Origin of the sequence: Amphibacillus sp. MSJ-3 (assembly GCF_018919165.1) — a bacterium.
Taxonomy (GTDB): Bacteria; Bacillota; Bacilli; order Bacillales; family Amphibacillaceae; genus Amphibacillus.
Genome location: NZ_JAHLQM010000062.1, coordinates 1 through 2,514 on the forward strand (window position 1 = coordinate 1; position 2,514 = coordinate 2,514).

Annotated in this window: 2 protein-coding genes; both read right to left on the reverse strand. The window is 35.1% G+C overall.

Annotation, left to right across the window (positions count from 1 at the left end):
* Nucleotides 1–36: 36 nt before the first annotated feature.
* Nucleotides 37–801, reverse strand: coding sequence for an IS21-like element helper ATPase IstB (gene istB / locus KQI76_RS11535; RefSeq protein WP_216400434.1), 765 nt, complete (start codon nt 799–801; stop codon nt 37–39).
* Entirely contained in the window at nt 801–2,375 is a 1,575-nt protein-coding gene (gene istA, locus KQI76_RS11540; protein WP_253288922.1) for an IS21 family transposase, read from the reverse strand. Before istA ends, istB begins: the two co-directional genes overlap by 1 nt.
* Nucleotides 2,376–2,514: the final 139 nt, after the last annotated feature.

Here is a 2,514-nt window from a genome sequence, read left to right on the forward strand (position 1 = left end):
TGTAACTGTCAAGTTAAATTGAACACTTTTCGCTCATTAATTTTGAACAGTTTTATCATTAAATATTGAGCGACGATGTTTTAATCGATAACTGTCACCTCCTAGTTGGATAACTTCAGATCGATGGATAATTCGGTCAAGAATGGCTGCTGTAATCGCTGGATCACCCAATAGTTCACCCCACTCACTGGGTCCTTTATTTGAAGTTAATATAATGGATGATTGATTATATAACTCATTAATTAAATGAAAGAATAGGTTAGCTTCTCGTTGATCCATTGCCATAAACATAAGATCATCGATAATAATCAAATTAGAATCCCTTAGTCGTTTTAACCTAATTTGTGACTTGCGGGTTATCTCTTCCGTCTTTAATACATGAATAAGTTCTCCCATTGATATAAACGTTACCTTGTATCCCTCGTGAATTGCCTTTATTCCCAAGCCGATGGCTAAATGGGTTTTTCCTACACCTGTCGGCCCGAGTAAAATAAGATTGTAGAGTTGATCTAACCAGACGAGATCATTTAACTTATTAAATTGCTTTTTAGTTAAGGATGGCTGCTCATCTAATGAAAATTCAGGCAATGTTTTATAAACGGGAAATGTTGCCCATTTTAACCTTCTTTCGATTAACTTTTCTGCTCGTCTTTTTTGTTCGTATGTCATCACCTCTAAAAGAAATTGAGTATAAGATAAAGATTGTTTTTCTGCTTTTTTTATTAATTCAGGTAAGTATTCGCTGGTCTCCGACAAACGTAAACTTCTCAATACACCCTCTAATTGTTTGAAGGTACCCATCAATCGTCAACTCCTTCCATGATCGACACATATGGTGAAATATCACGGATAGGTGGCTTAATTTCAAATATATAAGATGATTCATCATGTAAAGGCTGAATATCTTTTACGTTTACTTTATTGATCGGAGTAATTGATCGTTGGGAGATCAAATAATTGATCATATCTTTAAATTCTGTTGCACTGTATAACTTCTGTTCTATACACTTAACTAAGCTTTTATTAATCATTTCAGAAGGGAACTCATCCCATATTTTATTGATCAGTTGTAACTGGTCACGGGTATATCTTGGATACTTCCTATTAATTTCATCTAAATATTTAAGGGCTAATGAATGATCTTCAAATTTAGCGGCAATACTTTGTTTATAGGCTTCAATCCCCTGTGAACGATCTCTTATGTGCGTCCGATCTTGAACCAGAATCCCTTTCTCATTAGAAATTTCATGATTACCAATAATCTTATCAGTTTCAGGGTCAATGATCGTAAGCGTGTGATCATTTTGAATCATCACATGAACCTCTTTGCTAAAACCATCGTATGTACCTAATGGTACGGAATATCGATTTGCTTTATATAAAATAGTGTTGTCCTTTCGAACTACTCTTGATATACTTATATCTGATGAAATTGTTTGCTTACCGTTGGCTGGTACCGTGGTGAGCTGTTTAACCGGTCTTAAATATTGTTTTTCTTCCTGGAAAACATCGACCGGTTTTTTCTTTGTCGTGTTATGAATCTTACCATTACCTCTTCTCTCAAGCCATAATTTCCCTTGCTCATTCCATTCATCTAATGTTGTATAAACGCGATGTTTCGCAAAGCTTTTTTTAATAAATCCAATGACATTTTCTATTTTTCCTTTACTTTCTGGATCGCTTCCACGACAGGCATAAACACGAAATCCTTCTTCTCTTCGATAAGCCTCAAATTCTTTCGTATAGATGATATCACCATGATTTTCACTCACAACGATAATGTTATCTTGGTCATAAACCATCTCCACTGGCTTTCCACCGAATGCTTGAAATGCATTCTTATGAGCCACGATCAAGTCTCTTGTAGTGAAGGGATGATCCAGCCACTCTTTATATTTTTGCCTAGATCGTGATAAAACAAAAGCAACGACATAAAGTTTGACAGAATGACCTTGTTCATCCTTTTGCCATGTTTGACCAAAGTCTACTTGTGCTTGAAAACCCATTGGTAATTCAGGTACAGCTTCATAATCTCTTTTATTCGTAACTTTGGGGATTTTATATTCCTTTCTCAATTCACCTACATAACGTCGTACAGTACTTTCCCCAACTTTGAAATCAGGATACCGTTCATCTAACCAATCAGCAATTTGCGCCGAGGATAGATCAGGGTGTTCTTTTAGCCAATCGAGTATTTCACTTTTATATTTATCTAACTTTCTAGTTCTTCGCTTCGTAGAAGCAAGCCAAAGAGCCATTTCATCTGGATCTCTTTTTAAATAATCATTGACAGTACCTCTCGCAATACCAAGCTTTTTGGCAATTTTGCTTTTTGAAAACCCTAGTTCTTTTAATTGAAATATTTCATTATACAATTTCCACTTCTCCACTTTCTGCACCATCCAAATCTGATAAATTTCAATGAATCTATCATACTATGAATGGTCGTATATTTGATCGAAAAGTGTTCAATCTTATTGAGCAATAACTGACTATTTTAGTTTAGCAGTTACA